Raw genomic sequence first — 26,425 nt, forward strand, 5'->3', positions numbered from 1 at the left:
CGAACCTCTTATACGCTTTTCGACAACATTTTTCTGTGGGTATGGATCGACATCACGATACCAAACCCGGCCATAAGCACAATCAGGGCTGAGCCCCCGTAGCTTACCAACGGTAAGGGCACCCCTACCACCGGTAAAATACCGCTCACCATACCAATATTAACAAACACATAAACGAATAAAATCAGCATTAAGCCCCCGGCCATCACGCGGCCAAAGGTGGTCTGCGCATGGGCGGCGATCCACAGGCCGCGCATAATCAGCAGCAGGTAGAGCGTGAGCAGGATCAGGATCCCTACCAGGCCCAGCTCTTCGCCCAGTACGGCGAAGATAAAGTCGGTATGGCGCTCGGGCAGAAATTCAAGCTGCGACTGGGTGCCGTGCAGCCAGCCTTTGCCGCGCAGGCCGCCGGAGCCAATAGCAATTTTAGACTGAATAATATGATAGCCTGCGCCCAGCGGATCGGTTTCTGGATCGAGCAGCATCATGACGCGCTGGCGCTGGTAGTCGTGCATCAGGAAGAACCAGAGGATCGGGATAAACGCTGCCAGCAGCAGGGCAGCAATGCCAATCAGCCGCCAGCTCAGGCCCGACAGGAAGAGCACAAACAGGCCCGAGAGCGCGATCAAAATCGAGGTCCCGAGGTCTGGCTGCGCGGCGACCAGCAGGGTAGGCATGAAGATCAGCACCAGCGCAATACCGGTGTTTTTCAGCGAGGGCGGGCAGACGTCGCGGTTGATAAAGCGCGCCACCATCAGCGGAACGGCGATTTTCGCAATCTCCGAGGGCTGGAAGCGCACGATACCTAAATCGAGCCAGCGCTGCGCCCCTTTCGAGATGGCACCAAAGGCGTCAACCGCCACCAGCAGGATCACGCAAAAGATGTAGAGATAGGGGGCCCACCCCTCATAAACCCGGGGCGGGATCTGCGCCATCACCACCATCACCACCAGGCCCATGGCAATCTGGCCGATTTTGCGCTCGGTCATGCCGACATCCTGGCCGCTGGCGCTCCAGATCACGATGGCGCTGTAGAACAGCAGCGCAAGGATGATCAGCAGCAGCGCTGGATCGATGTGGATTTTATCCCAGAACGATTTTTTGTTCGGATTATCCGTCATGGTTATTGGTCCTCAGCCGCCGTTGCCGCTGGATTCTCGGCGGGCAGGTCGGTGTTGTTATCGCCCAGCATAATGTGGTCGAGGATCTGGCGCATGATGGTCCCGACCGCTGGGCCTGCACCGCCGTTTTCCAGAATGATCGCCACCGCTACCTGGGGATGGTCATAGGGAGCAAACGCTGTCATCAACTTATGGTCGCGCAGGCGTTCAGCAATTTTATGCGCGTTATAGGTTTCGTTGGCCTTCAGGCCAAACACCTGTGCCGTACCGGATTTCGCCGCCACTTTATAAGGCGCGTTAGCAAAATATTTGTGCGCCGTGCCGTTGGCCCGGTTGGCCACGCCGTACATACCGTCTTTGGCAATCTCCCAGTAACCGGAGTGGATATCGCCCACCGGCGGCTGCTCGGGCTGCTTCCAGGGCACCTGCTGGCCGTTCTGCGCGGTGCTCATCAACAGATGCGGTACTTTGACGATGCCATCGTTAATCAGGATCATCATCGCCTTGCTCATCTGGATCGGCGTTGCCGTCCAGTAGCCCTGGCCGATGCCCACCGGGATGGTGTCACCCTGGTACCATGGCTTCTTAAAGCGTTTTAGCTTCCACTCGCGGGTTGGCATGTTCCCGGAGCGCTCCTCGGAGAGGTCGATGCCGGTATAGTGGCCGTAGCCAAATTTACTCATCCACTCCCCAAGGCGATCGATACCCATGTCGTAGGCGACCTGGTAGAAGAAGGTGTCGGCGGACTCTTCCAGCGATTTGGTCACGTTCAGGTGGCCGTGGCCCCACTTTTTCCAGTCGCGATAGCGTTTCTCAGAGCCGGGAAGCTGCCACCAGCCGGGGTCAAACAGGCTGGTATTGCGGTTGATCACGCCCGCGCTCAGCGCCGACACCGCGACATAAGGCTTAACGGTTGATGCCGGGGGATAGACGCCCTGAGTAGCACGGTTAATCAGCGGGGTGTTGGGATCGTGCAGCAGGCCGTTGTAATCCTTGCTGGAGATACCGTCAACAAACAGGTTTGGGTTATAGCTTGGCATGGAGACCAGCGCCAGAATACCGCCAGTACGCGGATCGGTTACCACAACCGCCGCCCGGCTCCCCTCCAGCAGGGTTTCAATATAGGTTTGCAGCTTGAGATCCAGCGTCAGGTAGATGTCATGCCCGGCCTGGGGCGGCACCTCTTTCAGCTGGCGGATCACCCGGCCACGGTTGTTAACCTCAACCTCTTCGTAGCCGGTCTGGCCGTGAAGGACGTTCTCGTAGTAGCGCTCAATGCCCAGCTTGCCGATATCGTGCGTGGCCGCATAGTTGGCGAGGATCCCCTCTTTATCGAGGCGTTCAACGTCTTTATCGTTGATTTTCGATACGTAGCCGATAACGTGGGTCAGGGCAGAGCCATAGGGGTAAAAGCGGCGCTTATAGCCTTTGACTTCCACGCCGGGGAAGCGGTACTGGTTAACGGCAAAGCGCGCCACCTGGACTTCCGTCAGGTTAGACTTCACCGGAATAGAGGTAAAACGGTGCGAGCGGGCGCGCTCTTTTTTGAAATTGGCGATGTCATCATCGTTGAGATCGACCACGTCACGCAGCGCATCCAGCGTCTGCTGCACGTTATCCACCTTCTCAGGCATCATCTCAACCTGGTAGATAGTCCGGTTGAGCGCCAGCGGCGTACCGTTGCGGTCATAGATAATGCCGCGGCTTGGGGCAATCGGCACCAGCTTGATACGGTTTTCGTTGGAGCGCGTCTGGTAGTCGGTGTGACGGACGATCTGCAAATTATAGAGGTTGGCGACGAGCACGCCGCTGAGCAGCAGGATCCCTGTAAAGGCGACAATCGCCCTGCGCACAAACAGCGCGGACTCAGCCGTATAGTCGCGAAAAGAGTTCTGTAATTTCATCCGCTGCTTAATCTACCTAAGGCTCTTCGTTACTCACGGTGATAGGGATGGTTGGTCGTAATGCTCCATGCGCGGTAGAGGCTTTCAGCCACCAAAACCCGGACCAGCGGGTGGGGGAGCGTTAACGCAGAGAGTGACCAACTTTGTTCTGCTGCCGCTTTGCAGGCGGGGGATAACCCTTCCGGACCGCCGATCAGCAGGCTGACGTCGCGTCCGTCCTGCTTCCAGCGCTCCAGCTCGATGGCCAGCTGCGGCGTATCCCAGGGCTTGCCTGGAATATCGAGGGTGACGATGCGGTTTTTCCCGGCCGCAGCGAGCATAAGCTCACCCTCTTTATCAAGGATACGTTTGATATCGGCATTTTTGCCGCGCTTGCCGGCAGGGATCTCTACCAGCTCAAACGGCATATCTTTCGGGAATCGACGCAGATATTCAGTAAAGCCGGTTTGTACCCAGTCGGGCATTTTCGTGCCGACGGCGACCAGTTGCAGCTTCACGCATTAGCCCCAGAGTTTTTCCAGCTCGTAGAGACGGCGGCTCTCTTCCTGCATAACGTGGACAATCACATCGCCCAGATCGACCACGACCCAGTCGGCAACGTTTTCGCCTTCTACGCCAAACGGGATCAGGCCGGCAGCGCGGGATTCCTGAACCACATGGTTAGCAATAGAGACAACGTGACGCGTTGAGGTACCGGTGCAGATGATCATGCAGTCGGTGATGCTTGATTTACCTTTAACGTCTAAGGTGACGATGTCCTGACCTTTAAGGTCATCAATTTTGTCGATAACAAAATCCTGGAGTGCTTTACCCTGCAAGTGTTCCCCCTGGGTGGATGCAAATAACGATATTCAATAGATAGTCAGCCAGTATACCTGAAGCCCGGCCTTTTCGGGACAAGAGTTGCCCATATGTGTCTGAAAGTGGGCTATCATCCCACCCTCCGCACAAGATTGCATCGCCATTTTTGTAAAACAATTTCTATGGAACAGCTGCGGAGGGAAAAGTCTGGCAGCGGAGAATAGCAGTCTTGAAGATCGTGTCAATCTTCTAATGCGTTAATCACAGGCTTAGCGATACAGTCCCTGCTGCACAATGTAGTCGAGCACGGCGGGCGGGAGCAGATCGTCACAGGGCTGGCTCTGCCGCAGCCGCTGACGGATTTGCGTGGCAGAGATGTCAAACCACGGAGTCTGCGCGAGAAAAATCTTTCCGGCGGGCAGGGTATGCAGCTCGCGGGCATCGGGGGTGAGATGCTGCTCTAGCCAGCGCTGGTGCGCTGCATCGCGCATCGCCAGCGCATAGCCGGGACGGCGGCAGACAATCAGATGACAGTAGTTAAGAATCGTGTCGTAGCGGTACCAGGTCGGGAAGCTGAGCAGCGAATCCTGGCCGATAATAAACGCCAGCGGGCGGGATGCGCCGCTCTCCTGACGCCATTTCTCCAGCGTTTCCGCCGTGTAAGAGGGCGTGTCGCGCTGCAGCTCCCGCTCGTCGAGGGTAAACAGCGGACGGTCGCCTATCGCCAGCGCCAGCATGGTTTTACGCTGCTGGCTGGTGGCCTCCGGCTGCGGGCGGTGGGGCGGCACGTTATTGGGCATAATGATAACCCGTGCGAGGTTAATGGCCTCTGCCAGCGCCTCCACAGGTAGAAGGTGGCCGTAGTGGACGGGATCGAAGGTCCCGCCAAACAGCGCCTGCAGCGAGTTCATATCATCCATCGATAAAAACGTCCGCCAGTGTCTTATGACAGAGTAGCAGAGAGAGCCCTTCCAGCTCGGCCCAAACCGACTGACCGTAGTCCTGCTTTACGGTGAGCTCGGTGCGGCTCAGGAGATGCACAGCCTGGCGAAGCTGGGCATGGCTCAGGCGGTTTAGCGCCTCGGTGGTGACGGCGCGGCGGTTCTGCCACACCCGGTGTTTATCAAAGAGAGTACGCAGCGGGGTCTGCGCCATCTGGCGCTTTAAGGTCACCAGCTGCAGTAGCTCACGCTGCAAGGTACGCAGGAGGATAACCGGCTCGCTGGCCTCAAGCTTCAGCTGCTGCAAAATATGCAGGGCGCGCTTGCTCTTGCCTGCCAGCAGGGCGTCCACCCAGTGGAACGGGGTAAAGTGTGCGGCATCGTTCACCGCCTGCTCAACGCGGGGCAGGGTGAGCTTGCCATCGGGCCAGAGCAGGGAGAGACGATCCAGTGCCTGGGCCAACGCCAGCAGGTTACCCTCGTAGCAGTAGCAGAGCAGCTGGTTCGCAGCGTCATCAAGCTGAAGATGGTTCTGTTTTGCGCGGTTGGCGACCCAGCGCGGCAGCTGCGCCTGCTCCGGCGTCTGGCAGGTGACCAGCACGGCGCGGTTAGCTAAAGCGGTAAACCAGGCGGCATTCTCCTGCGCCTTAGTGAGCTTATTGCCCCGAACGATCAGCAGCAGATCGTCATGCAGCAGCCCTGTCAGGGTAGCGAGCTGTTCATTGATGGCCGCATTGGGCCCGTTGTCCGGCAGCTGAAGTAACAGCGTCTGGCGGCTGGCGAACAGGCTCATGGCCTGGCAGAGGGAGAAGAGCGCGGTCCAGTCGGTGCTGGCATCCAGCGTAACGGTGTGGTGCTCATCAAAGCTCTGGGCAGCGGCGGCCTGACGCACCGCATCCTGGCTCTCCTGCAGCAGCAGCGGATCGTTGCCAAGCAGCAGATACGCCGCGCGCAGCCCTTCATTGAGCTGCGCGCGGAGCTGTTCAGGGTACAGCTTTAACATCAGTTACCCAGCGTGGTTGAGACGCGGGAGGAGGTGTCGGTCGCTTTGGCTTCTGCTTTGGCTTCCGCAATCTTCTCCTGCTTCTCCGCCGTTTGCACGCTTGGCAGCTGACGGATCAGCTGCTGGGCGGCTTTATCGTACATCTCCGAAATAATCATCTCCTGCTCGGCATCTTTCGCCAGCGCGGTCTGCGGGTTATCGAAGAATGAACGATAAACTTTGGTATGCAGCGGATAGATCCCCTGACCAGGGATCAGCACCGAGGCCTGGACGCTCATTACCATCTGGTACTCAGCCGTACGGCCGTCGCGGAAGATGGACGCGGTGTCCTGACCTACAGACGAGCCCAGCAGACGGAAGGAGGGAATATCCTGACGTACAGAGCTCTTCTCTACCAGCGTCACACCGTTCAGGCGCAGCTGCGCGCGTATCGCGCGGCTGAGCGGGCCGTTAGGATCCCCTGAGTCGAAAATCATCGTTTTCATCTCATCAGGAATGGCTGAGTTGTTGCGCAGGTGCCAACCACATCCAGCGGTGGCCAGCACCGCCAATGACAACAAGAGTGTTGTTAGAAATCGCACGCTTCCTCCCGCGCTTAGCCAACGACCAGATTAAGCAGTTTACCTGGCACGTAAATCACTTTACGTACGGTAACGCCATCAAGATATTTTGCTACCAGCGGCTCCTGACCTGCACGCTCGCGCACCTGCTCTTCGCTGGCGTCGACCGGCACGGTGATTTTACCGCGTACTTTACCGTTCACCTGTACGACCACCAGGGTGGTGTTCTCGACCATTGCCTGCTCATCCGCCACCGGCCACGGCGCGGTGTCGATATCGCCTTCGCCTTTCAGCTCGTGCCAGAGGGTGAAGCTGGCGTGCGGGGTGAACGGATTCAGCATACGCACCACAGCCAGCAGCGCCTCCTGCATCAGGGCACGATCCTGCTCGCCTTCCAGCGGGGCTTTTGCCAGCTTGTTCATCAGCTCCATGATCGCCGCAATGGCGGTGTTGAAGGTCTGACGGCGGCCGATATCGTCGGTCACTTTAGCAATGGTTTTATGCACGTCACGGCGCAACGCCTGCTGATCTTCACTCAGCGCGGCAACGTCCAGCGCCGGGGCATCGCCCTGCGAAGTGTGCTCGTAGACCAGTTTCCAGACGCGCTTCAGGAAGCGGTTTGCCCCCTCTACGCCAGATTCCTGCCACTCAAGCGTCATATCCGCCGGGGAGGCGAACATCATAAACAGACGCACGGTATCCGCGCCGTAGCGCTCTACCATCTCCTGCGGGTCGATGCCGTTGTTTTTCGACTTGGACATCTTGCTCATGCCGGTATACACCAGCTCATGACCCGCCGCGTCCTGCGCCTTCACGATGCGGCCTTTCTCATCGCGCTCGACGATGGCCTCTTTCGGGGAGACCCAGTTACGCTCGCCGTTTACGCCCACGTAGTAGAAGGCATCTGCCAGCACCATGCCCTGGCAGAGCAGCTGCTTCGCTGGCTCATCAGAGTTCACCATGCCTGCATCGCGCATCAGCTTGTGGAAGAAGCGGAAGTAGAGCAGGTGCATGATGGCGTGTTCGATCCCGCCGATGTAGATATCTACCGGCAGCCAGTAGTTGGCGGCGTTAGGATCCAGCATCCCCTCGTTGTACTGCGGGCAGGTGTAGCGCGCATAGTACCAGGAGGACTCCATAAAGGTGTCGAAGGTGTCGGTTTCACGCAGCGCAGGCTGGCCGTTGACGGTGGTTTTCGCCCACTCCGGATCGGCTTTGATCGGGCTGGTAATGCCGTCCATCACCACGTCTTCCGGCAGAATAACCGGGAGCTGATCTTCCGGGGTCGGCAGCACGGTGCCGTCTTCCAGGGTCACCATGGGAATGGGTGCGCCCCAGTAACGTTGACGGGATACGCCCCAGTCGCGCAGACGGAAGTTAACCTTACGCTCGCCGACGCCGTTAGCCGCCAGCTTGTCGGCAATGGCGTTAAACGCGGCTTCGAAGCCCAGACCGTCAAACTCACCGGAGTTAAACAGCACGCCTTTTTCAGTCAGCGCCTGAGCGCTGAGATCCGGCTCGGTGCCGTCGGCCGCGAGGATAACCGGCTTGATCTCTAAGCCATATTTAGTGGCAAACTCGTAGTCGCGCTGATCGTGGCCCGGAACGGCCATCACTGCGCCGGTGCCGTACTCCATCAGTACGAAGTTCGCTGCCCAGACCGGGATCGCTTCGCCGGTCAGCGGGTGAATAGCGCGCACGCCGGTGTCGACGCCTTTTTTCTCCATGGTCGCCATGTCCGCTTCGGCAACCTTAGTATTGCGGCATTCGGCAATGAAGTCACCCAGCGCCGGGTTATAGGCCGCCGCCTGGGTGCTCAGCGGGTGGCCCGCGGCAACCGCCAGGTAGGTAACGCCCATAAAGGTGTCTGGACGGGTAGTGTAGACCGTCAGCTTGTCGTCGCTGTTCTCGACGTCAAAGGTGATCTCAACGCCTTCAGAGCGGCCGATCCAGTTGCGCTGCATGGTTTTAACGGTGTCCGGCCACTGGTCCATATGGTCCAGGTCGTTCAGCAGCTCGTCAGCGTAGGCGGTGATTTTGATAAACCACTGCGGGATCTCTTTACGCTCAACCTTGGTGTCGCAGCGCCAGCAGCAGCCGTCGATGACCTGCTCGTTAGCCAGCACGGTCTGGTCATTCGGGCACCAGTTCACCGCTGAGGTCTTCTTATAGACCAGGCCTTTTTTATACAGCTCAGTGAAGAACTTCTGCTCCCAGCGATAGTATTCCGGGGTGCAGGTCGCCAGCTCGCGGCTCCAGTCGTAGCCAAAGCCCAGCATCTTGAGCTGGTTTTTCATGTAGTTGATATTGTCGTAGGTCCACGGCGCGGGCGCGGTGTTGTTCTTCACGGCTGCACCTTCCGCCGGCAGGCCGAACGCATCCCAGCCGATGGGCTGCAGAACGTTTTTGCCCAGCATGCGCTGATAGCGGGAGATCACGTCGCCAATGGTGTAGTTACGCACGTGGCCCATGTGTAGCCGGCCAGAAGGATAGGGAAGCATAGAGAGGCAGTAATACTTCTCTTTGCTCTCATCTTCAGTGACTTCAAATGTGCGCTTCTCTTCCCAGTGAAGCTGGACTTTGGATTCTATCTCTTCCGGGCGGTATTGCTCTTGCATGGCAGCCAGTGGTCCTGTTTTCGATACAGCTACAAGCGTAGCATTAAGATGTGTTGTTCAAGATCCGCATAGCATAGCCCAAACGCCAGTTTCAAAACAGCCTTTCGCGCTGACGGTGATGAAAAGGGCTGACGGGCATCCTTGCACGAATTTACACAGGCTGTGGCAAAGGTAGCAAAGCGGCGGAAAAATAAGGTCTATTATTAGAAGACGTTACCCAGCCCGGAGGCGAAAGGATGAACAAGGTTGCTCAGTATTATCGTGAACAGGTTGCGACGCTGACCGAGCGTTTGCGCAGTGGTGATCGGGATATCGATGCGCTGGTAGAGCAGGCGCGGCTGCGCGTCACCCAGACGGGCGAGTTAACGCCAACCGAGGTCGAGGAGCTGACGCGTGCCCTGCGTCGCGATCTCGAAGAGTTTGCCCGCAGCTATAGTGAAAGCCAGGGGGAGGTCACTGACAGCGTCTTTATGCGGGTGATTAAAGAGAGCCTGTGGCAGGAGCTGGCGGACATCACCGATAAAACCCAGCTGGAGTGGCGCGAGGTGTTTCAGGATCTGAACCATCACGGGGTCTATCACAGCGGCGAGGTGGTGGGATTAGGAAATTTAGTGTGTGAGAAGTGCCACTATCACCTGGCGGTCTACACCCCGGATGCGCTGCCGCTCTGTCCGAAGTGTGGCCACGACCAGTTCCAGCGTCGGCCGTTTGAACCATAATGGAGAGTAGGTAGGCCGGGCAAACGCAGTGCCGCCCGGCAATTACCCAGATGAATTACCCAGATTAGTGCAGGATCTTAGCGAGGAAATCTTTTGCCCGCTCGGATTTAGGATTAGCGAAGAAATCCTCCTTAGCGGAGTCCTCGACGATTTTCCCCTCGTCCATAAAGATCACCCGGGTCGCAACCTTGCGCGCAAAGCCCATCTCATGGGTCACCACCATCATGGTCATCCCCTCCTGCGCCAGCTCCACCATGACGTCCAGCACCTCGTTGATCATCTCGGGATCGAGGGCAGAGGTGGGTTCGTCAAACAGCATCGCTACCGGATCCATGCACAGGGCACGGGCAATGGCCACGCGCTGCTGCTGGCCGCCTGACAGCTGGGCCGGGAACTTATCGGCGTGGGCGGAAAGACCGACGCGCTCCAGCAGCTTGAGGCCTTTCTCACGTGCCGCCGCCTTGTTGCGCTTCAGAACCTTTACCTGGGCGAGAGTCAGGTTTTCGATAATCGACAGGTGCGGGAACAGTTCAAAGTGCTGAAACACCATCCCGACGTGAGAGCGCAGCTCGGCAAGATTGGTTTTCTTATCGGTGACCCTGGTGCCGTTTACCAGGATCTCCCCCTGCTGTACCGGCTCCAGACCGTTGACGGTTTTAATCAGCGTTGACTTACCGGAGCCGGACGGCCCGCAAACCACCACCACTTCACCTTTTTTCACTTCCGTGGAGCAGTCGGTTAGCACCTGAAAGTGACCATACCATTTTGAAACGTTTTTCAGGGAAATCATTAAACTGTCCTTTTCTTCAGATAGCTGACCAACAGTGAAGCACTGAGACTAATTGCAAAATAGACGACGCCGGCAAAGAGGATCATCTCTACCTGAGTACCATCACGCTCACCAATGGTGGATGCGGTACGGAAGAAGTCTGCCAGGCTGAGCACGTACACCAGCGAGGTATCCTGGAACAGGACGATCCCCTGGGTGAGCAGCAGCGGCACCATGGCGCGGAAGGCCTGCGGCAGGATGATAAGCTTCATCGACTGCCAGTGGGTCATCCCGAGTGCCAGCGCCGCGCTGGACTGCCCGCGAGAGATACTTTGAATACCGGCGCGGATGATCTCCGAGTAGTAGGCAGCCTCAAACATCGAGAAGGCGACCATCGCCGAGATCAGGCGGATATCGGTGGTCGGCGACAGCCCGAGCACGTTTTGCAGCAGTCCCGGCACAATCAGATAGAACCACAGCAGCACCATTACCAGCGGAATAGAGCGGAACACGTTGACGTAGGCGGTGGCAAACCAGGCGAGCGGCTTAAAGCTCGACAGGCGCAGCACGGCCAGAATGGTGCCCCAGACAATGCCGACCAGCACTGCGGTAATGGTAATTTTCAGCGTGATGACCAGCCCGTCCAGCAGGTAGGGCATCGCCGGGATAATAGAACTCCAGTCAAATTCGTACATGGTTATTTGCTCCCCATATTGCCCGGCAGGCGAACTTTACGTTCCACCAGATTCATTACCAGCATAATGAAGGCGTTAATCAGCACGTAGGCGAGGGTGATCGCGGTAAAGGATTCCCAGGCGTGGGCAGAGTAGTCCAGCAGCTTGCCCGCCTGCGCGGCCATATCCACCAGCCCGATAGTCGAGGCGATGGCGGAGTTTTTCACCAGGTTCATCATCTCGGAGGTCATCGGCGGCACAATTACGCGGTAGGCGTTGGGCAGCAGCACGTAGCGGTAGGTTTGCGGCAGCGTCAGCCCCATTGCCAGCCCGGCGTTCTTTTGCCCGCGCGGCAGCGACTGAATAGCGGCCCGCACCTGCTCACAGACGCGCGCGGCGGTGAACAGCCCCAGACAGATCATCGACGAGAGGAAGAACTGAATATTCGGGTCGAGCTCTGACTTAAACCACATACCGAGATCTTCCGGCAGCAGCTCAGGCACCACCAGGTACCAGGTGAAGAACTGTACGATCAGCGGAACGTTACGAAACAGCTCAACGTAGAGGGTACCGAGCCCGGAGAGGAAACGGTTGGGCACGGTGCGGAGAATACCGAACAGCGAGCCGACAAGAAAGGCGATGATCCAGGCGGTAATCGACAGCGCGACCGTGACCTGAAAACCGCTCCACAGCCAGCCTAAATAGGTGGTGTTGCCGAACGGGGCCTGTTGCAGAAAAATACCCCAGTTCCAGTCTATTGACATACATGTACCTCAGAAAAAAAAGGGTAGCAGCGCTACCCTCGAAGATTGGTGAGAAGCTTTACGCACCTTTTTATGCGTAAGCGTCGCGCCGGATGGGGGAACGACCCTCCAGCGTCTAGTCTGTCCGTGCTTCCCGTCAATCGAGAGGGCGATAGTCGCCCTGTGTTTCTAGTTAGTTAAGTGCTTTATCGTTTGGCGTTTTGAACAGGGTCTGCATCTCGTTAGAGAGCTCGAAGTTCATGTTCAGGTTTTTCGGTGGAATTGGGTTCTTGAACCACTTATCAAACCACTTCGCCGCTTCGCCGGAAGTCTGCGCCTGGGCGATGGTGTCATCCATCAGCTTTTTGAACTGCGGGTCATCTTTACGCAGCATGCAGCCATAGGCTTCTTGAGACTGCGGCTTGCCGACGATCTCCCAGTTGTCCGGCTTCTTCGCTTTCGCGCGCTCGCCAGCCAGCAGGGCATCATCCATCATAAAGGCCACTGCGCGACCGCTCTCCAGGGTACGGAAGGAGTCGCCGTGATCTTTCGCGCTGATGATGCGCATATCCATCTTCTGCTCGTCGTTGAGCTTGTGCAGCAGCACCTCAGAGGTGGTACCGGAAGTCACCACCACCGCTTTGCCTTTCAGATCCGGGAAGTCCTTAATGGCTCCGCCTTTTTTCGCCAGCAGACGGGTGCCGACCACGAAAATGGTGTTAGAGAAAGCGGCCTGCTTCTGACGTTCAAGGTTGTTAGTGGTGGAACCACACTCAAAGTCAAAGGTGCCGTTCTGCAGCAGCGGAATACGGTTCTGGGAGGTGATCGGGATCAGCTTGACCTGCAGATCGGGTTTGTTCAGCTGTTTTTTAACCGCTTCAACGATTGCGTTGGAGTAGTCCTGTGAGTAGCCAACCACTTTCTGCTGGTTGTCATAGTAAGAGAACGGGACGGAAGACTCACGGTGGCCGACCACGATCACACCGTTTTTGGCAATTTTATCGAGCGTGCTTCCGGCAGCTGGCGCTGCTGCGTCTTCGGCATGGGCCAGACCGGCGCTCATTCCCACTAACAGCATTGCCGCGGTCAGTTTACGTAATTGCATATCCAACTCCTTCGTCATCAGCGCCAGGGACGCATTGATACCCAGTGTGTGTGTTTGTGTTGTTATATCCTGCAGCACAAGCATGCAGTGTTATGCGTGTTTGTTAACATTTAGTGTGGCTTGGTGTAAACATTTTGCTGCTTTATTGTTTCGTTTTGCGAAGCGCACCGCACCATTTCGAGGCAGAAAACATCGCTTGCACCTTTTTAGTGCTTTGGATGTTCACGGCTGGTGCACCGTAATAGCGCATCGGCAACAATTCGCAGCTGCCTGATATTAATAAGCAATTGCTGTGCCAGATTGGAATATGCAGAGGTGATGATGAAGGGGTGGGCCCGGCAAGCGGAGTGCCGCCGGGCAATGAGAAAGGATTATTTAACGCGACGCTGACGCAGGCTCATCACCACTGCGCCAAAGCCGAACAGCGCGGTGAGGATCCACACTGGCCAATTGCCCATACGGGCATACGGCGTCAGGCCAGTGGTCGGCGTAACCTTAGTGGTCAGCACCTGGCGGGTGAACTGCGGCAGCATGGCCTGAATTTCACCCTGCGGGCCAATCACGGCGGTAATGCCGTTGTTGGTGCTGCGCAGCAGCGGCCGCGCCAGCTCCAGCGAGCGCATTCTCGCCATCTGGAAATGCTGCCACGGACCGATGGACTTACCGAACCAGGCATCGTTGGAGATGGTCAGCAGGAAGTCGGTGTTTGGCCGGAAGTTGTCCCGCACCTGCTCGCCGAGGATGATCTCATAGCAGATGGCCGGGGTCAGCGCGAAGCCGTGGGCCGAAAGCTGCGGCTGCACGTAGGGACCGCGGCTAAACGAGGACATCGGCAGATCGAAGAACGGCGCCAGCGGTCGCAGAATAGACTCCAGCGGCACGAATTCGCCAAACGGCACCAGATGGTTTTTGTTGTAGCGATTCGTGGAGTTGTAGCTATACGCGCTCTCTTTGCCCAGCGTAATGATGGTGTTATAGGTGTCGTAGCGGTTCTGCTTGTTCAGGCGCGCGTCGACGATGCCGGTAATTAGCGTCGTGTCCTTGGCTCGCAGCAGATCGTCCATCGTGCTTAAGAAGCGCTGCTGGTTGATCTCCAGATCCGGAATGGCTGACTCCGGCCAGATAATCAGCTGCGACTTGCCCATCTCCCGCTCGGTAGCGTTGAGATAGATATTAAGCGTATTCTCCAGCTGCCCCTCATCCCACTTCAGTGACTGTGGAATATTGCCCTGCACCAGGGAGACCTGGGTGGTGCGCTCCGTTACCGGCGTAAACCACTGGATGTAGCGCAGCGGGAAGGGCAGGGCAAAGAGCACTACCGCCACCGCCAGGGTGCGCCAGCTGCGGTGAGCCGCCACCAGCACCAGCAGGCCACTGACCACCATCAGCAGGAAGGTGATCGCCTCGACGCCCATCACCGGGGCCAGCCCCTTCAGCGGGCCGTCAATCTGGCTGTAGCCAAACTGCAGCCACGGGAAGCCCGTTAATACCCAGCCGCGCAGGAACTCGGTGAGCTGCCAGACCACCGGCGCAGCGATGGCGACGCGGATGACACTGGTACGCGGCCACAGGCGAGAGAGGATCCCGGCGAACAGCCCGGTATAGAGCGACAGATAGGCCGCCAGCAGTACCACAAGAAAGACGTTGACCGGCCCCGGCATGCCGCCAAACTGGGCGATGCTAACGTAGACCCAGTTAATCCCGGTACCAAAGAGACCAAATCCCCATGCATAGCCAATCGCCGCCGCCTGTAGCGGGCGACGGTTAAGCGTCAGCCCTTGCAGGCCGATAAGGGAGATAAGCGCGGCAGGCCAGAAGTCATAAGGAGAAAAAGCCAGCGTTCCGCTGGCTCCTGATATTAGCGCCAGCAGCAAACGCATGCGCTGACGCTCAAACAGTGAGGCAAATACCATTTACATTACTCGTCCAGGTGGATTACTCGTCCAGTTTAGGCTGCGCTGCGTCTTCTGGCATTTTTACGTGAACCTGAATAATACGACGGCTGTCGGCCATGGCGACCTTAAACTGGTAACCATCGATGTCGATGGATTCGCCCCGCGCTGGCAGATGGCCAAAGGCCTGCATCACCAGCCCGCCGATGGTGTCTACCTCTTCATCGCTGAAGTGGGTACCAAAGGACTCATTGAAATCTTCAATAGAGGCGAGGGCGCGCACCGTCCAGGTGTGACGGCTCAGCTGACGGAAATCGATATCTTCCTCTTCGTCGTACTCATCTTCAATTTCGCCGACGATCAGCTCAAGTATATCTTCGATGGTCACGAGGCCCGAGACGCCGCCGAACTCATCAATAACGATAGCCATATGGTAGCGCTGTGAGCGGAACTCTTTCAGCATCCGGTCAACCCGTTTGCTCTCCGGGACGACAACCGCCGGACGTAGCACTTTCTCCATGCTGAAGGATTCGGCATCGCTGCGCATAAAGGGCAGCAGATCCTTGGCCATCAAAATCCCTTCGATGTGATCCTTATCTTCGCTGATCACCGGGAAGCGGGAGTGGGCAGACTCGATAATCACATCGAGACACTCATCCAGCGTCTGGTTACGTTTCAGGGTGATCATTTGCGAGCGGGGGATCATGATGTCGCGAACGCGCTGGTCGGCAATATCCATCACCCCTTCAAGCATGTCGCGCGTATCTTCGTCGATAAGCTCGTTCTGCCCGGAGTCACGGATCAGCGCCAGAAGTTCGTCACGGTTTTTAGGTTCGCCGTGAAAGAGCTGGCTCAGTAAGAGGGAGAAGAATCCCTTTTTGCTGCTGTTAAGTGGGTCGCTACTGTGTGAATTGTCGTCGCTCATGGCGTCGTATGGGTTCTCATGTTAATAAGTGTGTTGTCCGGCGCGCAAACTCAGCGCCAGACGGCTCAGGCGTAGCCAGGCTACTCCTTCTCGGCAATGTACGGATCCTCATAGCCCAGAGCAAGCATTATCTCTGTTTCCAGGCTCTCCATCTCTTCGGCTTCGTCATCTTCAATATGATCGTAGCCCAGCAGGTGCAGACTGCCATGCACCACCATGTGCGCCCAGTGCGCCTCCAGCGGCTTTTCCTGCTCGCGGGCCTCCTGCTCAACCACCTGGCGGCAGATGATCAGGTCGCCGAGCAGCGGCAGCTCGATGCCCGGCGGTGCCTCAAACGGGAACGAGAGCACGTTGGTGGGCTTGTCCTTGCCGCGATAGGTCAGGTTAAGATCGTGGCTCTCCGCCTCATCCACGAGGCGGATCGTCACTTCGGACTCCTCCTGAAACTGCGGGATCACCGCGTTCAGCCAGCCCTGAAACTGTGCTTCGTCTGGCAGGCCGCTCGCGTCTTCACACGCCAGCTGTAAATCGAGGATCACCGAACTCATTTTTGCTCATGCTCCTGATGCTGGGCTTCGCGCTTACGCTCGGCGGCCAGCTCGGCTTTACGTTTCTGCTCTGTCTCTTCCCACGCCTCATAGGCGGTCACGATGCGGGCAACCACCGGGTGGCGTACCACGTCTTCGCTGTGGAAGAAGTTAAAGCTAATCTCATCGACCTCTGCCAGCACTTCAATAGCGTGGCGCAGGCCGGATTTGGTGCTGCGCGGCAGGTCGACCTGGGTAATATCCCCGGTGATCACCGCTTTCGAGTTAAAGCCAATACGCGTCAGGAACATCTTCATCTGTTCGATGGTGGTGTTCTGGCTCTCATCAAGGATGATAAACGCATCGTTCAGCGTGCGGCCGCGCATGTAGGCCAGCGGCGCAACTTCAATCACGTTACGCTCCATCAGCTTCTCGACTTTCTCAAAGCCCAGCATCTCAAACAGCGCGTCGTACAGCGGACGCAGATACGGGTCAACCTTCTGGCTGAGATCCCCCGGGAGGAAGCCAAGCTTCTCACCAGCTTCTACCGCCGGACGGGTCAGCAGAATACGGCGAACGTCCTGACGCTCCAGCGCATCCACCGCGGCGGCAACGGCAAGGTAGGTTTTCCCTGTCCCTGCTGGCCCAATGCCGAAGGTGATGTCATGGTCGAGAATATTGGCAATGTACTGCGCCTGGTTTGGCGTACGCGGTTTGATCACGCCGCGCTTGGTTTTGATATTGACCGCTTTACCATACTCCGGCACGCTCTCGGCGCTCTGCTCAAGCACGCGGGCCTCTTTGATGGCGAGATGGATCTGCTCGGGTTCAATATCCTGCGTTTGGCCGCGCATCGGGGCGGTATCAACGTAGAGGCTGCGCAGGATATCTGCGGCGGCATTCACGCTAATGGTGCGTCCGGTGAGTTTAAAGTGGTTATCGCGGCGGTTAATTTCGATGCCCAGTCGACGTTCAAGCTGTTTGATGTTGTCGTCAAACGGGCCGCATAAACTCAGCAGACGGGCATTGTCAGCTGGTTCGAGATTGATTTCACGGGTTTCAGTATTCAATCGATTCCTCTTTTACCTGACGGGCCGGATGGAGTAGTGATATGGGGGCAACGGGCGGAAAAAACAAGGCCCGCCGGAGGGGCAGGCCGAGGGGATTAGGGCTGGTAGAGACCGACGCCCAGTTCGTTCTCTTTACGGGTGCGGGCAATGACCGATTCCGGCGTTTCGGTTACGCGCAGGCCCATCTCCGCTTCGGTGCGCACAACGTTACCGCGCAATGAATTAGTATAGACATCGGTGATCTCAACGTCCACGAACTTGCCGATCATGTCCGGCGTACCCTCAAAGTTGACCACGCGGTTGTTTTCGGTACGGCCCGACAGCTCCATAATGCTCTTGCGGGAGGTGCCTTCCACCAGGATACGCTGGGTGGTGCCGATCATTTTGCGGCTCCAGGCCATCGCCTGCTGGTTGATACGCTCTTGCAGAATGTAGAGACGCTGCTTCTTATCCGCTTCCGGCACGTCATCGACCATATCGGCGGCGGGCGTACCCGGACGGGCAGAGAAGATAAAGCTGTAGCTCACGTCAAAATTCACCTCGGCAATCAGCTTCATGGTCTGCTCGAAGTCCTGGGTGGTCTCCCCTGGGAAGCCGACGATAAAGTCGGAGCTGATCTGGATATCCGGACGCGCCGCGCGCAGCTTACGGATAATCGCCTTATACTCCAGCGCGGTATGGGTCCGGCCCATCAGGTTCAGGACGCGATCCGCACCGCTCTGTACCGGCAGGTGCAGGAAGCTCACCAGCTCCGGCGTATCGCGGTAGACCTCAATGATATCGTCGGTAAACTCAATCGGGTGGCTGGTGGTAAAGCGGATACGGTCGATACCGTCGATGGCGGCCACCAGGCGCAGCAGCTCGGCGAAGGAGCCGGTGGTGCCGTCGTAGTTCTCTCCGCGCCAGGCGTTCACGTTCTGGCCCAGCAGGTTAACTTCACGCACGCCCTGCGCCGCCAGCTGGGCGATCTCAAACAGGATGTCGTCGCAGGGACGGCTGACCTCTTCACCACGGGTGTAGGGCACCACGCAGTAGGTACAGTATTTATTGCAGCCTTCCATGATGGAGACGAAGGCGGTCGGGCCATCGGCACGCGGCTCCGGCAGGCGGTCAAACTTTTCGATTTCCGGGAAGCTGATATCGACGATCGGGCTGCGGTTGCCGCGCACGGAGTTGATCATCTCCGGCAGACGGTGCAGGGTCTGCGGCCCAAACACGATATCGACGCAGCGGGCGCGCTGGCGAATAAGATCGCCCTCCTGGGAGGCCACGCAGCCGCCGACGCCAATAATCAGATCCGGGTTCTTCTCTTTCAGGAGCTTCCAGCGCCCGAGCAGATGGAACACTTTCTCCTGAGCCTTCTCGCGGATAGAGCAGGTGTTAAGCAGCAGTAAATCCGCCTCTTCCGCCACCTCCGTCAACTGATAGCCGTGAGTAGCATCCAGCAGATCGGCCATCTTCGATGAATCGTACTCGTTCATCTGACAGCCCCAGGTTTTAATATGGAGTTTTTTGGTCATCGACTTGCTCTATTAAACGCGAGGATTTCAGGCCGCGTATTGTAATGCTTTGGTCGGGCGCTGACCATAGTTCATCTCCCGACCCCATAAAATCGAAAATCCTGTAAACTTAAGGGAATTATAAATAAGGACAATTGACCATGGTAAATCAACCCACTGAAGTAGCCGTCGTTGGCGGCGGGATGGTCGGCGGCGCTCTGGCCCTTGGCCTGGCGCAGCAGGGTTTTGCGGTCACGGTGATCGAGCAGGCCGCACCGCCCGCGTTTGACGCCAGTATAGCGCCGGACGTGCGCATTTCTGCGATAAGCACCGCATCTGTGGCACTGCTGCGCGGGCTGGGCGTCTGGGACAGCGTGCTGGCGATGCGCTGCCATCCGTGGCGTCGGCTGGAGACCTGGGAGTGGGAGAACGCCCACGTGGTCTTTGACGCCAGCGATCTTAAGCTACCGCACCTCGGTTATATGGTTGAGAACACTGTGTTACAGCGCGCGCTGTGGGATGCGCTGGAGGCCCATCCGCAGGTAACGTTGCGGGCGCCGGCAATGCTCAAGGCGATGCACACTCATGGTCATCAGCATGAGCTGGTGTTTAACAATGACGAGACGCTGCTGGCAAGGCTGGTGATTGGCGCAGACGGTGCAAACTCGCAGGTGCGGCAGTGGGCGGGGATTGGCGTCCACGCCTGGCAGTATCAGCAGTCCTGTATGCTGATCACCGTTGAGTGTGAAAACGCCCCCGGCGACAATACCTGGCAGCAGTTTACCCCGCACGGGCCGCATGCCTTCCTGCCGCTGTTCGACCGCTGGGCATCGCTGGTGTGGTACGACACGCCAGCGCGCATTCGCCAGCTTCGCACCCTGACCATGCCGCAGCTGCAACGGGAAATTGAGACCTTCTTCCCGGCCCGGCTGGGCAAGGTGACGCCGGTCGCGGCGGGTGCCTTCCCGCTGACTCGCCGCCATGCCCTACAGTATGTGAAGCCGGGGCTAGCGCTGGTGGGCGATGCCGCCCACACGATCCATCCGCTGGCGGGGCAGGGGGTAAACCTTGGCTATCGTGACGTAGACGCACTGCTGGAGGTGTTGATTAATGCCCGTAGCCAGGGCGAGGAGTGGGCCAGCCAGCGCGTGCTTAAGCGCTACCAGACGCGACGGATGATGGATAACTACATTATGCAGAGCGGTATGGATCTCTTCTACGCGGGATTCAGCAACAATCTTGGTCCGCTGCGCGTGCTGCGCAACATGGGGCTGATGGCCGCCCAGCGTGCAGGGGTGCTAAAAACCCAGGCGCTGAAGTATGCGCTAGGGCTGTAACGCCGGTGCCGGGGCAGCCCGGCACGCTAATTTTATGGCGGTACAAAAACAAAAAAGCCCGCCGAAGCGAGCTTTTTTGTTTTATGTGGCTGGGGTACGAGGATTCGAACCTCGGAATGCTGGAATCAGAATCCAGTGCCTTACCGCTTGGCGATACCCCAACAGGGTGCGTTCGCGTGAGCAAACGTCTTTTTAAATTGGCTGGGGTACGAGGATTCGAACCTCGGAATGCTGGAATCAGAATCCAGTGCCTTACCGCTTGGCGATACCCCAACAATTTTTTACGTCATAAGCATCTTAAAGATACTTATCAGAATAGAGTGGCTACTACGGGAATCGAACCTGTGACCCCATCATTATGAGTGATGTGCTCTAACCAGCTGAGCTAAGTAGCCAAATTGTACTGCTAATTACTCAAGACAACCGTGATAACACGAGAGTCGAAAAAAATGGCTGGGGTACCTGGATTCGAACCAGGGAATGCCGGTATCAAAAACCGGTGCCTTACCGCTTGGCGATACCCCATCCGTGCAACGCTTACTGGGAATGGTGCGGGAGGCGAGACTTGAACTCGCACACCTTGCGGCGCCAGAACCTAAATCTGGTGCGTCTACCAATTTCGCCACTCCCGCAAAAAAAGATGGTGGCTACGACGGGATTTGAACCTGTGACCCCATCATTATGAGTGATGTGCTCTAACCAGCTGAGCTACGTAGCCCTCTTTTTTTCGCGTTACCTTATCGGCGTTGCGGGGCGCATTATGCGTATTGGGCCTTTCAGCGTCAACACCTTTTTCAACGAAAATTGCCGGAATGTGACTGTTTGGTTAGGTTGCGAACAGCCTGACGTATTATTCGGCAATTATTGGTTATATCTTGATTTTAATTGAGAGATAACGGGAGTAAAACCAACAGAAACGGGCCCCGCAGGACCCGTTGTCATCATACCAGTTTATCCGTTAATAGGCGGACTGGTGAACGCCTACCGCACGGCCTGATGGATCGTTCATGGTTTTGAACGCTTCATCCCACTCAATGGCTTTTGCGGAGGAGCAGGCAACGGACGGACCGCCCGGCACGCACTCGGCTGCGCTGGCAACCGGGAACAGCTCTTCAAAGACTTCACGGTACAGATACGCCTCTTTAGAGGTTGGCGTGTTGTACGGGAAGCGGTAGCTGGCGGTTTCCAGCTGCTGGTCGCTAACCTGCTGCGCCGCCACCTCCTTCAGGGTGTCGATCCAGCTGTAGCCTACGCCATCAGAGAACTGCTCTTTCTGACGCCATGCCACGCTTGCCGGGAGATAGGACTCGAAGCACTCACGCAGCACATGTTTTTCCATTTTGCCGTTGCCGCACATCTTGTCCTGCGGGTTGATGCGCATCGCCACGTCGAGGAAGTTTTTATCCAGGAAGGGCACGCGAGCCTCCACGCCCCAGGCCGACATCGCTTTGTTAGCGCGGGCGCAGTCAAACATATGCAGCGCCTGAAGCTTACGCACGGTCTCTTCATGCAGCTCTTTGGCATCCGGCGCTTTATGGAAGTAGAGGTAACCGCCAAACACTTCGTCAGAGCCTTCGCCCGACAGCACCATCTTGATGCCCATTGCTTTGATCTTGCGCGACATCAGGTACATCGGCGTTGAGGCGCGGATGGTGGTCACGTCATAGGTCTCAATGTGGTAGATCACGTCGCGGATGGCGTCCAGACCTTCCTGCACGGTGAAGTGGATCTCATGGTGCACGGTACCCAGATGCTCAGCAACCGCCTGGGCCGCTTTCAGATCCGGCGCGCCTTCCAGGCCAACGGCAAAAGAGTGCAGCTGCGGCCACCAGGCTTCTGACTGCTCCTGATCTTCCACGCGGCGTGCGGCAAACTTTTTAGTGATAGCTGAGATGATAGAGGAGTCCAGACCGCCGGAGAGCAGCACGCCGTACGGCACGTCTGACATCAGGTGGCTCTTCACCGCATCTTCCAGCGCCTGACGCAGCTTGGCTTTGTCAGTCACGTTGTCTTTTACCGCGTCGTACTCAAACCAGTCGCGCTGGTAGTAGCTGCGGATCTCGCCGTCCTGGCTCCACAGATAGCTGCCCGCCGGGAACTCTTTAATGGTACGGCAGACCGGTACCAGGGCTTTCATTTCAGACGCCACGTACATGTTGCCGTGCTCGTCGTAGCCCATGTACAGCGGGATGATACCGATATGGTCGCGGCCAATCAGGTAGGCATCTTTTTCGCTATCGTAGAGCACGAAGGCAAACATGCCCTGCAGCTCGTCGAGGAACTCCGGTCCTTTCTCCTGATACAGCGCCAGGATCACTTCGCAGTCGGAGCCGGTCTGGAAATCGTAGCGATCGCCGTACTCGGCGCGCAGGGCCTGGTGGTTATAGATTTCACCGTTAACGGCCAGGGCATGGGTTTTTTGGGCGTTGTAGAGTGGCTGTGCGCCAGCGTTGACGTCAACAATAGAGAGACGTTCGTGGGACAGAATCGCTTTATCGCTTGCGTATACACCGGACCAGTCAGGACCGCGGTGGCGCATCAGGCGGGAGAGCTCCAGCGCTTTCTTACGCAGTTCACCTGCATCCGTTTTAATATCCAGTACGCCAAAAATTGAACACATAACCTTCTCCGTTAACCCTGTTAGTTTGCCGACGTTGCGTCATCGCGTTGTCTTATTGCTTGATTAAGAAAATGCCGTAAAGCAGGGGCAGGCGCAAGGGTTTTAGCGAGGTGAAATTAAAAAGTGCAATCGCGATTGCCGAATAGTGAAAAAAGCACAGAGTTAGGCGTCGGTTATTGATGATTATGCATTTTTAAGCTGCTTTTTTTGATGTTGGTTATCTTATGGATAGATAAAAATGAAAAAACCACGCCAGGAGACGTGGTTTGCTCTGGTAGGCCCGTGCAAGCGGAGCGCTGCCGGGCGATACGCAGAGTTACTCCTCCAGCAGATGCTGCAGCAGCGAGCCGTTGAGCATGGCGCGCTTCACCAGCGCAAAGGCACCGATGGCCGAGCGGTGATCCAGCGTAGAGCGCACCACCGGCAGGTTTTTGCGAAATGCCTTCAGCGCCTGGGTATTGATGCAGCCTTCGATGGCGGGCAGCAGCACCTTCTCCGCCTCGACAATCTCACCGGCAATCACAATCTTCTGCGGATTAAACAGGTTAATAGCGATGGCAATGGTTTTGCCAAGGTGGCGGCCTACGTGCTCAATGACCTCGCAGGCCAGCGCGTCGCCTTTGTTGGCCGCTTTGCAGATGGCTTTAATCGAGCAGTCGTCCAGCGTGATGCGGCTCTGGTAACCCTGCTCCAGCAGGTGGCGCACCCGCTGCTCAATCGCGGCATTTGCCGCCACGGTCTCCAGACAGCCAAAGTTACCGCAGTGGCAGCGCTCTCCCAGCGGCTCGACCTGAATATGGCCAATCTCGCCGACGTTGCCGTTGCGGCCAATAAAAATGCGTCCGTTAGAGATAATGCCCGCTCCGGTACCGCGATGAACGCGCACCAGAATAGAGTCCTCACAGTCCTGACTTGCACCAAAGTAGTGCTCGGCCAGCGCCAGGCTGCGGATATCGTGCCCGACAAAACAGGTCACCTTAAAGCGTTTTTCCAGCGCGCTCACCAGGCCCCAGTTCTCGACCTGAATATGCGGCATATAGCGGATCACGCCGCTCTCTGGATCCACCAGCCCCGGCAGGATCACCGAGATTGCAATCAGCTCGCGGGTTTTACGCTGGCAGGTATCAATAAAGGTGGCGATGGTGTTCAGCAGGGCGTGCTCTAACGTCTCTTGGGTGCGCTCCGGCAGGGGATAGTGCTCTTCCGCCAGTACCTTGCTGCTCAGATCGTAGAGCGTCAGGGTCGTATCGTGACGACCCAGGCGCACGCCAATGGCATTGAAATTACGCGTCTCGGTAATAATAGAGATGGCGCGGCGACCACCGGTCGAGGCCTGCTGATCGACCTCTTTAATTAAACCGCGCTCAATAAGCTGTCGCGTGATTTTCGTCACGCTGGCGGGGGCAAGCTGGCTCTGCTCGGCAATCTGGATCCGCGAGATAGGCCCAAGCTGGTCGATCAGGCGGTAAACAGCCGCGCTATTAAGTTGTTTTACGAGGTCAACGTTACCAATTTGAGCTTGTCCGCCTGATGTCATACTTTTACTTACTCAGTCATGACCTCGTTACCATTAACGATGGTCTTAATTACTTTAAAGTCGTGGGTAAACGCGGTCAGGTTCGCCACCATGCCGGGGGCGATACTGCCTAACTGTTTATCAACGCCGATGGCGCGGGCCGGGTAGAGCGTGGCCATACGCAGCGCTTCATCCAGCGCAACGCCGACATGCTCGACAAGATTCGCCACCCCTTCGATCATGGTTAATGCCGAACCGCTAAGGGTACCGTTCTCGTCTACACAGAGTCCATTACGGTAGTATATTGTTTTACCAGCAAAAATGAATTCGTCAATGACCGCACCTGCTGCCGCGGTAGCGTCGGTGACCAGGCAGAGCTTATCGCCCTTCAGGCGTTTTGCCATCCGAACGTTAGTGAAATCAACGTGTAAGCCATCAACGATAATGCCGCAGTAGACGTCAGCATCGTCGAGAACCGCGCCGGTAAGACCCGGTTCACGTCCGGTGATATAGGGCATGGCGTTGAAAAGGTGGGTGGCAAAGGTGATACCTGCGCGGAAACCGGCCTTCGCCTCGACAAGAGTCGAATTAGAGTGGCCAGCCGAGACCACAATCCCGGCCGCCGCCAGTTTGCGGATCACGGCAGGATCGACCATCTCCGGCGCCAGGGTCAGCTTGGTAATCACATCGGCATTCGCGCAGAGGAAATCTACCAGATCGCTGTCCGGGCGGCGCACAAAGTCAGGATCGTGGGTGCCTTTTTTCACCACGTTGAGCCACGGTCCTTCAAGATGCAGACCCAGCGCCTGGTGCGGATATTTCGCTAAATAGTCGCGCATTACCTGCACGCCCTGTTTCATCAGGTCATCGCTGGTGGTGATCAGCGTCGGTAAAAAGCTGGTGCAGCCCGATCGCTCGTTGGCGCGCTGCATGATCTCCAGCGTCTCTACGCTGACGGCTTCGGCAGTGTCGTTAAACTGTACGCCACCGCAGCCGTTCAGCTGCAGGTCGATAAAACCGGGGGCCAGATAAGCGCCGTTGAGCGAGCGCTGCTCAATCGTTGGCGGCAGGTCTGCCTGCGGGCAGAGGCGGTCGATAAGACCATCAACGACAATCAGCGCGTGATCGTCCAGAACGTCATGGCCGGTAAAAATACGGCACTGGGTTAAAGCATACATAACAACCCCCGGGTAAAAATGTTACAGACCTTTGATATTTTCCGCTTCTAGCTCAGTGAAGTATTTGAGCGTCTTCACCTTTAGCTCCATGGTTGACGGTTCGTCGCACACCACCACCGCTTTCGGATGCAGCTGCAGGCAGCTAATCGTCCACATGTGGTTAACGTTGCCTTCCACCGCCGCCTGCAGGGCCAGTGCCTTGACGTTGCCCAGCACGAGGATCATCACCTCTTCAGCATCCAGCAGGGTACCCACGCCCACGGTCAGCGCATATTTCGGGACCTGATCAACGTCGCCGTCAAAAAAGCGGGAGTTTGCCACGCGGGTGTCATGGGTCAAGGTTTTAATGCGGGTGCGGGAGGCCAGCGAGGAGGCCGGTTCGTTAAACGCAATATGCCCGTCGTTGCCTACGCCACCCATGAACAGGTGAATTTTGCCGTAGGCGCGAATTTTTTCTTCATAACGGCGGCATTCTGCGTCAATATCCGGCGCATTACCATTGAGCAGGTTGATGTTTTCTGCGGGAATATCAACGTGATCGAAAAAGTTGCGGTGCATAAAGCTGTAATAGCTCTCTGGATGCTCTTTTGCCAGGCCGACATATTCGTCCATGTTAAAGGTTACGACGTTCTGAAAGCTAACCTGGCCCGCTTTGTGCATTTCAACCAGCGCTTTATAAGCGGTAAGCGGGGTGCCGCCGGTAGGCAGGCCCAGAACAAACGGACGATCCGCCGTAGGTTTAAATGCGTTGATGCGGTTAACGATATGGCGGGCTGCCCATTTACCGACCTGTTCGGCACTCGTCAGGGGGATCAGTCTCATTGTTTACCTCTACAAAGGGTGAAATTAACATTGGCGAACTGCAGCCTGTACGCTGTTAAGCGTAACTCAGATTGCGTCATA

The 26,425-nt window shown here is 57.0% G+C and carries 23 protein-coding genes and 6 tRNA genes; 2 read left to right on the top strand and 27 right to left on the bottom strand.

The window, feature by feature from the left end; genetic code table 11:
• Nucleotides 1-8 precede the first annotated feature (8 nt).
• The 8 genes from mrdB to leuS all read right to left on the bottom strand — a co-directional run bounded on the left by mrdB (nucleotide 9) and on the right by leuS (nucleotide 8,948).
• Nucleotides 9-1,121: a peptidoglycan glycosyltransferase MrdB gene (gene mrdB / locus NR795_RS01735; protein ID WP_144813679.1), complete on the bottom strand. Its 1,113-nt coding sequence runs from the start codon at nucleotides 1,119-1,121 to the stop codon at nucleotides 9-11.
• Between the two features lie 2 nt (nucleotides 1,122-1,123).
• The gene (gene mrdA / locus NR795_RS01740; RefSeq protein ID WP_042392033.1) at nucleotides 1,124-3,025 is read right to left on the bottom strand and encodes a peptidoglycan DD-transpeptidase MrdA; all 1,902 of its coding nucleotides are present in this window, start codon (nucleotides 3,023-3,025) and stop codon (nucleotides 1,124-1,126) included.
• 29 nt (nucleotides 3,026-3,054) lie between these two features.
• Nucleotides 3,055-3,522, bottom strand: coding sequence for a 23S rRNA (pseudouridine(1915)-N(3))-methyltransferase RlmH (gene rlmH / locus NR795_RS01745; protein ID WP_042392035.1), 468 nt, complete (start codon nucleotides 3,520-3,522; stop codon nucleotides 3,055-3,057).
• 3 nt (nucleotides 3,523-3,525) lie between these two features.
• On the bottom strand, nucleotides 3,526-3,843 hold the full coding sequence (rsfS, locus tag NR795_RS01750) for a ribosome silencing factor (protein ID WP_144813677.1): 318 nt from the start codon (nucleotides 3,841-3,843) through the stop codon (nucleotides 3,526-3,528).
• 252 nt (nucleotides 3,844-4,095) lie between these two features.
• A complete protein-coding gene (nadD, locus tag NR795_RS01755) occupies nucleotides 4,096-4,746 on the bottom strand; it encodes a nicotinate-nucleotide adenylyltransferase (RefSeq protein WP_257756881.1) in 651 nt (216 codons plus the stop codon).
• Nucleotides 4,739-5,770: a DNA polymerase III subunit delta gene (gene holA / locus NR795_RS01760; RefSeq protein ID WP_144813671.1), complete on the bottom strand. Its 1,032-nt coding sequence runs from the start codon at nucleotides 5,768-5,770 to the stop codon at nucleotides 4,739-4,741. The genes nadD and holA overlap by 8 nt, the downstream gene beginning before the upstream one ends.
• Nucleotides 5,770-6,351: an LPS assembly lipoprotein LptE gene (lptE, locus tag NR795_RS01765; RefSeq protein ID WP_144813668.1), complete on the bottom strand. Its 582-nt coding sequence runs from the start codon at nucleotides 6,349-6,351 to the stop codon at nucleotides 5,770-5,772. The genes holA and lptE overlap by 1 nt, the downstream gene beginning before the upstream one ends.
• A gap of 14 nt (nucleotides 6,352-6,365) precedes the next feature.
• Nucleotides 6,366-8,948 carry a leucine--tRNA ligase gene (leuS, locus tag NR795_RS01770; protein ID WP_144813666.1) on the bottom strand — a complete coding sequence of 861 codons (2,583 nt, stop codon included), beginning with the start codon at nucleotides 8,946-8,948 and terminating at the stop codon, nucleotides 6,366-6,368.
• A gap of 236 nt (nucleotides 8,949-9,184) precedes the next feature.
• On the opposite strand from leuS, the gene NR795_RS01775 reads away from it, so the two are divergent.
• A complete protein-coding gene (locus tag NR795_RS01775) occupies nucleotides 9,185-9,667 on the top strand; it encodes a zinc ribbon-containing protein (RefSeq protein WP_144813663.1) in 483 nt (160 codons plus the stop codon).
• A 64-nt stretch (nucleotides 9,668-9,731) separates the two neighbouring features.
• Here the strand turns inward: NR795_RS01775 and NR795_RS01780 are convergent, their stop codons facing one another.
• The 9 genes from NR795_RS01780 to miaB all read right to left on the bottom strand — a co-directional run bounded on the left by NR795_RS01780 (nucleotide 9,732) and on the right by miaB (nucleotide 18,892).
• A complete protein-coding gene (locus NR795_RS01780; RefSeq protein WP_144813660.1) occupies nucleotides 9,732-10,457 on the bottom strand; it encodes an amino acid ABC transporter ATP-binding protein in 726 nt (241 codons plus the stop codon).
• Nucleotides 10,457-11,131 carry a glutamate/aspartate ABC transporter permease GltK gene (gene gltK / locus NR795_RS01785; RefSeq protein WP_144813657.1) on the bottom strand — a complete coding sequence of 225 codons (675 nt, stop codon included), beginning with the start codon at nucleotides 11,129-11,131 and terminating at the stop codon, nucleotides 10,457-10,459. The genes NR795_RS01780 and gltK overlap by 1 nt, the downstream gene beginning before the upstream one ends.
• 2 nt (nucleotides 11,132-11,133) lie before the next feature.
• The gene (gltJ, locus tag NR795_RS01790) at nucleotides 11,134-11,874 is read right to left on the bottom strand and encodes a glutamate/aspartate ABC transporter permease GltJ (RefSeq protein WP_042392053.1); all 741 of its coding nucleotides are present in this window, start codon (nucleotides 11,872-11,874) and stop codon (nucleotides 11,134-11,136) included.
• 172 nt (nucleotides 11,875-12,046) lie between these two features.
• A complete protein-coding gene (locus NR795_RS01795; protein ID WP_186370507.1) occupies nucleotides 12,047-12,958 on the bottom strand; it encodes an amino acid ABC transporter substrate-binding protein in 912 nt (303 codons plus the stop codon).
• A gap of 371 nt (nucleotides 12,959-13,329) precedes the next feature.
• The gene (lnt, locus tag NR795_RS01800) at nucleotides 13,330-14,871 is read right to left on the bottom strand and encodes an apolipoprotein N-acyltransferase (protein ID WP_257756887.1); all 1,542 of its coding nucleotides are present in this window, start codon (nucleotides 14,869-14,871) and stop codon (nucleotides 13,330-13,332) included.
• A gap of 22 nt (nucleotides 14,872-14,893) precedes the next feature.
• The gene (corC, locus tag NR795_RS01805) at nucleotides 14,894-15,775 is read right to left on the bottom strand and encodes a CNNM family magnesium/cobalt transport protein CorC (RefSeq protein WP_257756888.1); all 882 of its coding nucleotides are present in this window, start codon (nucleotides 15,773-15,775) and stop codon (nucleotides 14,894-14,896) included.
• A gap of 80 nt (nucleotides 15,776-15,855) precedes the next feature.
• The gene (gene ybeY, locus NR795_RS01810) at nucleotides 15,856-16,323 is read right to left on the bottom strand and encodes an rRNA maturation RNase YbeY (RefSeq protein ID WP_144813644.1); all 468 of its coding nucleotides are present in this window, start codon (nucleotides 16,321-16,323) and stop codon (nucleotides 15,856-15,858) included.
• Nucleotides 16,320-17,372: a PhoH family protein gene (locus NR795_RS01815; protein ID WP_257756891.1), complete on the bottom strand. Its 1,053-nt coding sequence runs from the start codon at nucleotides 17,370-17,372 to the stop codon at nucleotides 16,320-16,322. Before NR795_RS01815 ends, ybeY begins: the two co-directional genes overlap by 4 nt.
• Before the next feature lie 95 nt (nucleotides 17,373-17,467).
• Complete coding sequence (miaB, locus tag NR795_RS01820; RefSeq protein WP_144813639.1) at nucleotides 17,468-18,892, bottom strand: tRNA (N6-isopentenyl adenosine(37)-C2)-methylthiotransferase MiaB; 1,425 nt, start codon at nucleotides 18,890-18,892, stop codon at nucleotides 17,468-17,470.
• Nucleotides 18,893-19,032: 140 nt separating this feature from the next.
• On the opposite strand from miaB, the gene ubiF reads away from it, so the two are divergent.
• A complete protein-coding gene (ubiF, locus tag NR795_RS01825) occupies nucleotides 19,033-20,208 on the top strand; it encodes a 3-demethoxyubiquinol 3-hydroxylase (RefSeq protein ID WP_257756893.1) in 1,176 nt (391 codons plus the stop codon).
• An 86-nt stretch (nucleotides 20,209-20,294) separates the two neighbouring features.
• Here the strand turns inward: ubiF and NR795_RS01830 are convergent.
• The 10 genes from NR795_RS01830 to nagB all read right to left on the bottom strand — a co-directional run bounded on the left by NR795_RS01830 (nucleotide 20,295) and on the right by nagB (nucleotide 26,344).
• Nucleotides 20,295-20,369: transfer RNA gene (locus NR795_RS01830), tRNA-Gln, on the bottom strand.
• Nucleotides 20,370-20,406: 37 nt separating this feature from the next.
• A tRNA-Gln gene (locus NR795_RS01835) sits at nucleotides 20,407-20,481 on the bottom strand.
• 48 nt (nucleotides 20,482-20,529) lie between these two features.
• Nucleotides 20,530-20,603, bottom strand: a tRNA-Met gene (locus NR795_RS01840).
• A 55-nt stretch (nucleotides 20,604-20,658) separates the two neighbouring features.
• Nucleotides 20,659-20,733 (bottom strand) — tRNA-Gln (locus NR795_RS01845).
• A 22-nt stretch (nucleotides 20,734-20,755) separates the two neighbouring features.
• Nucleotides 20,756-20,840 (bottom strand) — tRNA-Leu (locus tag NR795_RS01850).
• A 9-nt stretch (nucleotides 20,841-20,849) separates the two neighbouring features.
• Nucleotides 20,850-20,926, bottom strand: a tRNA-Met gene (locus NR795_RS01855).
• Nucleotides 20,927-21,166: 240 nt separating this feature from the next.
• On the bottom strand, nucleotides 21,167-22,828 hold the full coding sequence (gene asnB / locus NR795_RS01860; RefSeq protein WP_144813627.1) for an asparagine synthase B: 1,662 nt from the start codon (nucleotides 22,826-22,828) through the stop codon (nucleotides 21,167-21,169).
• A 316-nt stretch (nucleotides 22,829-23,144) separates the two neighbouring features.
• The gene (locus NR795_RS01865) at nucleotides 23,145-24,365 is read right to left on the bottom strand and encodes an N-acetylglucosamine repressor (protein ID WP_144813620.1); all 1,221 of its coding nucleotides are present in this window, start codon (nucleotides 24,363-24,365) and stop codon (nucleotides 23,145-23,147) included.
• Nucleotides 24,366-24,373: 8 nt separating this feature from the next.
• The gene (gene nagA, locus NR795_RS01870) at nucleotides 24,374-25,522 is read right to left on the bottom strand and encodes an N-acetylglucosamine-6-phosphate deacetylase (RefSeq protein ID WP_144813618.1); all 1,149 of its coding nucleotides are present in this window, start codon (nucleotides 25,520-25,522) and stop codon (nucleotides 24,374-24,376) included.
• Nucleotides 25,523-25,543: 21 nt separating this feature from the next.
• Nucleotides 25,544-26,344, bottom strand: a complete 801-nt coding sequence (gene nagB / locus NR795_RS01875; RefSeq protein WP_144813615.1) for a glucosamine-6-phosphate deaminase — start codon at nucleotides 26,342-26,344, stop codon at nucleotides 25,544-25,546.
• Between the last annotated feature and the right edge of the window lie 81 nt (nucleotides 26,345-26,425).

This window comes from Pseudescherichia sp. L3, from assembly GCF_024656065.1.
Lineage (GTDB): Bacteria > Pseudomonadota > Gammaproteobacteria > Enterobacterales > Enterobacteriaceae > Pseudescherichia.

Coding starts and splice junctions, on each gene's coding strand:
- mrdB (WP_144813679.1), bottom strand. CDS start 1,121: ATGACGGATAATCCGAACAAAAAATCGTTCTGGGATAAAATCCACATC.
- mrdA (WP_042392033.1), bottom strand. CDS start 3,025: ATGAAATTACAGAACTCTTTTCGCGACTATACGGCTGAGTCCGCGCTG.
- nadD (WP_257756881.1), bottom strand. CDS start 4,746: ATGGATGATATGAACTCGCTGCAGGCGCTGTTTGGCGGGACCTTCGAT.
- holA (WP_144813671.1), bottom strand. CDS start 5,770: ATGTTAAAGCTGTACCCTGAACAGCTCCGCGCGCAGCTCAATGAAGGG.
- leuS (WP_144813666.1), bottom strand. CDS start 8,948: ATGCAAGAGCAATACCGCCCGGAAGAGATAGAATCCAAAGTCCAGCTT.
- NR795_RS01775 (WP_144813663.1), top strand. CDS start 9,185: ATGAACAAGGTTGCTCAGTATTATCGTGAACAGGTTGCGACGCTGACC.
- NR795_RS01780 (WP_144813660.1), bottom strand. CDS start 10,457: ATGATTTCCCTGAAAAACGTTTCAAAATGGTATGGTCACTTTCAGGTG.
- gltK (WP_144813657.1), bottom strand. CDS start 11,131: ATGTACGAATTTGACTGGAGTTCTATTATCCCGGCGATGCCCTACCTG.
- gltJ (WP_042392053.1), bottom strand. CDS start 11,874: ATGTCAATAGACTGGAACTGGGGTATTTTTCTGCAACAGGCCCCGTTC.
- NR795_RS01795 (WP_186370507.1), bottom strand. CDS start 12,958: ATGCAATTACGTAAACTGACCGCGGCAATGCTGTTAGTGGGAATGAGC.
- lnt (WP_257756887.1), bottom strand. CDS start 14,871: ATGGTATTTGCCTCACTGTTTGAGCGTCAGCGCATGCGTTTGCTGCTG.
- corC (WP_257756888.1), bottom strand. CDS start 15,775: ATGAGCGACGACAATTCACACAGTAGCGACCCACTTAACAGCAGCAAA.
- ybeY (WP_144813644.1), bottom strand. CDS start 16,323: ATGAGTTCGGTGATCCTCGATTTACAGCTGGCGTGTGAAGACGCGAGC.
- miaB (WP_144813639.1), bottom strand. CDS start 18,892: ATGACCAAAAAACTCCATATTAAAACCTGGGGCTGTCAGATGAACGAG.
- ubiF (WP_257756893.1), top strand. CDS start 19,033: ATGGTAAATCAACCCACTGAAGTAGCCGTCGTTGGCGGCGGGATGGTC.
- asnB (WP_144813627.1), bottom strand. CDS start 22,828: ATGTGTTCAATTTTTGGCGTACTGGATATTAAAACGGATGCAGGTGAA.
- NR795_RS01865 (WP_144813620.1), bottom strand. CDS start 24,365: ATGACATCAGGCGGACAAGCTCAAATTGGTAACGTTGACCTCGTAAAA.
- nagA (WP_144813618.1), bottom strand. CDS start 25,522: ATGTATGCTTTAACCCAGTGCCGTATTTTTACCGGCCATGACGTTCTG.
- nagB (WP_144813615.1), bottom strand. CDS start 26,344: ATGAGACTGATCCCCCTGACGAGTGCCGAACAGGTCGGTAAATGGGCA.